2 protein-coding genes and 1 pseudogene are annotated in these 2,486 nt (G+C 55.7%); 1 reads left to right on the top strand and 2 read right to left on the bottom strand.

Annotated elements, in window-relative coordinates:
* Positions 1 to 260 precede the first annotated feature (260 nt).
* Positions 261 to 739: pseudogene (locus tag AB4037_RS34455) on the top strand (IS5 family transposase); the annotation flags it as partial.
* Positions 740 to 897: 158 nt separating this feature from the next.
* On the opposite strand, the gene AB4037_RS34450 reads toward AB4037_RS34455, so the two are convergent.
* Positions 898 to 1,578 (bottom strand): Imm52 family immunity protein, encoded by a 681-nt coding sequence (locus AB4037_RS34450; RefSeq protein ID WP_441774653.1) that lies wholly within the window; start codon positions 1,576 to 1,578, stop codon positions 898 to 900.
* A 24-nt stretch (positions 1,579 to 1,602) separates the two neighbouring features.
* On the bottom strand, positions 1,603 to 2,486 hold an 884-nt coding region (locus AB4037_RS34445; protein ID WP_441774652.1), incomplete at its 5' end, for an RHS repeat-associated core domain-containing protein.

Here is a 2,486-nt window from a genome sequence, read left to right as displayed (position 1 = left end):
TTTCGCCAGAGCTCTCAGGCTCTCTTCACTATGTTGTATCGCTCGACGGATTGCCTCTGTCGTCGTGGCGCTGCCATGAAGAACCTGGCCCATAGTGCCTCCTTCCATCCGGTGGAAAAGATTGCACCATCAAAACACGGGATCAAACAGGCAAGTGGAACAGCGTTTTCCGCCGCTATCGGCGCTGGGTCGAGACGGGCGTGTTCGACGCCATGCTCGAAACTCTGGCCGAGATGGCAGGTCGGGAGCGGTCCGCCGACATGATCGATAGCACCATCGTCCGGGCGCACCACTGCGCTGTCGGCATAAAAAAGGGACTCAAGCAGCCGAGGCGCTTGGCCGATCGCGCGGCGGGTTCACCACGAAACTCCACGCCTCCTGTGACGCAAAAGGCCGTCCGCTCGGCTTCGTCCTGACGCCGGGCGAAGCCCACGATGTGAAGGGCTTCGGCCCGCTGTTCGGGATGATCGCCGATAAGGCCAAGGCGCTGCTCGCCGATCGTGGCTATGACTCCGACGCCATTCGCGAGGAGATCGCGTTCCACGGTGTCCGAGCCGTGATCCCGCCCAAGCGTGGTCGTCGCAATCCGGCCCTCCATGATCGCGACAAATACCGCCAGCGCAGCCGCGTCGAACAACTCTTCAACAAGCTCAAGAACTGGCGTCGCATCGCCACCCGATATGACAAAACCAGAGAGTCATATCTCGGCTTCGAGGTCAGGTTGCCCGCATCGTCATAGCTGTAGGTCTCGTTGAGCGAGGCATTGCCGGCATTGCTGGCCGAGGTCAGCTGTTCCAGTTCGTCATAGCCATAGGTCCAGGCATCGATCGAGGCGCCTCCCGGCGAGGTGATCGCATCGATCAGCCCCGTCGCGGCACTTTCCCGCGCCCATGAAGTCTAACTTCCTTTTATCAAGTTCTCCACGGCAGCTATCCGAGACCTCGCCTCAAGATCGCCAACCTGTGGCGGGTCAGGCTGCACTACGATTATACTTCCAGGCCTCCCTGTCTCGACGAGACGGGATGGTCTCGGGGGAGAAGGCAAAACTTTAGGGACATAAACCATCCAATCGACGAAAGGAGAGGACGATGCGCCAAAGTCGCGATCCCGCATCGCTGGTCGCGACATCAAGCCTGCCCATTCCGGCTCCCAGCTTTCCGCCAATGCAGTAAGAAGCATCAAGCCTTCCTTATCCCCCTCCTCTGCATGAAGATCCGCCTGAAACTTCAATAAGACACTATTTCTGTTGAAATTGCTATATACCCCGCAGGTTATAGACAAATTACTCTCATTTTCGTCTCGATCTCCCCCGTTCCAAACACTCAGAGAATAACCCAGCTCATCGATTACTTCTTGGTCAATGTCTCTGCGATTTCGCCCCGCAGCTAGCAAATTTCTAATTATTTTAATGTTTCCAATGTCTACGGGCTGTTCAAGCGCTTGCTTCCGTGTCCGTCCGAGTTTGTACCAGCACGAGAACTGTGACCGGACCTTTACTATCTTCGATATAAACTCGGCGGTTCTCATCGTGCATTCGTCGAGGGACTCTTTTCGCGCGGGCCAATAGCCAGCGAGCATCCAGTTTTTCATAAAACTATCCGACTATTTGGGAGGGGTATGGATAACACTAATTCCCCTGATCTGATTCTCACCTAACAATGACCTGATGGCTGCCGCCGCTTCCTTCTCAGCAACATGCCAATTGATTGAAGCCGCATTTTGGACGGCCTGAGTTTGTCGGTTCGCCTGATCAACAAGAGAACTCTGTCCTCTAAACCATCCCTTGAATTCACCATCTTTCACGAACTTCGCATAGCCTGGCCCTTTTGCATCAACTAACGCTCCATTATTGGTGCCGTCAAATTTGACGCCATTTACGACTAACGACTCGCCGGGACGGCCAGTTATTTGTGCCTGATATGAGGCGGCCCTGGGCGACATTGCCTCATTGGTCGTCTTCCATGTACCGATCTGCGGGGTCGTCGGCTGCTGCAACTTTTTGGTAGCATCCAGAACGGTTTGCGCATTCTTCTCAAGGTCGCGGAGCGCGGCGTCCATTTTGCCTTGCTGCTCTGCCGCCTTAAGCGCCCGCCTGTCCGCCCCTGAGTTGTATTTCGGCCACGACCCTGTTGGGCGCATACCCCCTGCACCCTTTGGAGCAGCAACGTCATACTCTCCAGAATGATCGGGCTTGGGGTCATCAGTGAGGCTATGGCCACTGTATTGACCTTCCGTCGGGCTGTCATTGTCGTCGTTGCCCTTTTCCTGCCCGTTCTTAGTATCGCCGTAATGCCCGCTTGGATCTGCGACATTGATAGGATTGTTATCGGCGTATGAGTACCGGTTGGTTCCGACGCCTTCCTGTGTGGGGTCCCACCAGTCTGGGGAGACGAAGCGTGCGATGTGGGGATCGTAATATCTTGCGTTAAGGTAGAGCAGGCCCGTCTCGTCCTGCCGCTCCCCGATATAGCCGTGATCCTCCTTGG

Origin of the sequence: Labrys sp. KB_33_2 (assembly GCF_052114505.1) — a bacterium.
Classification (GTDB): domain Bacteria; phylum Pseudomonadota; class Alphaproteobacteria; order Rhizobiales; family Labraceae; genus Labrys.
The sequence above is the reverse complement of the archived record's forward strand: the minus strand, read 5'-3'. Positions and strand labels throughout refer to the sequence as shown.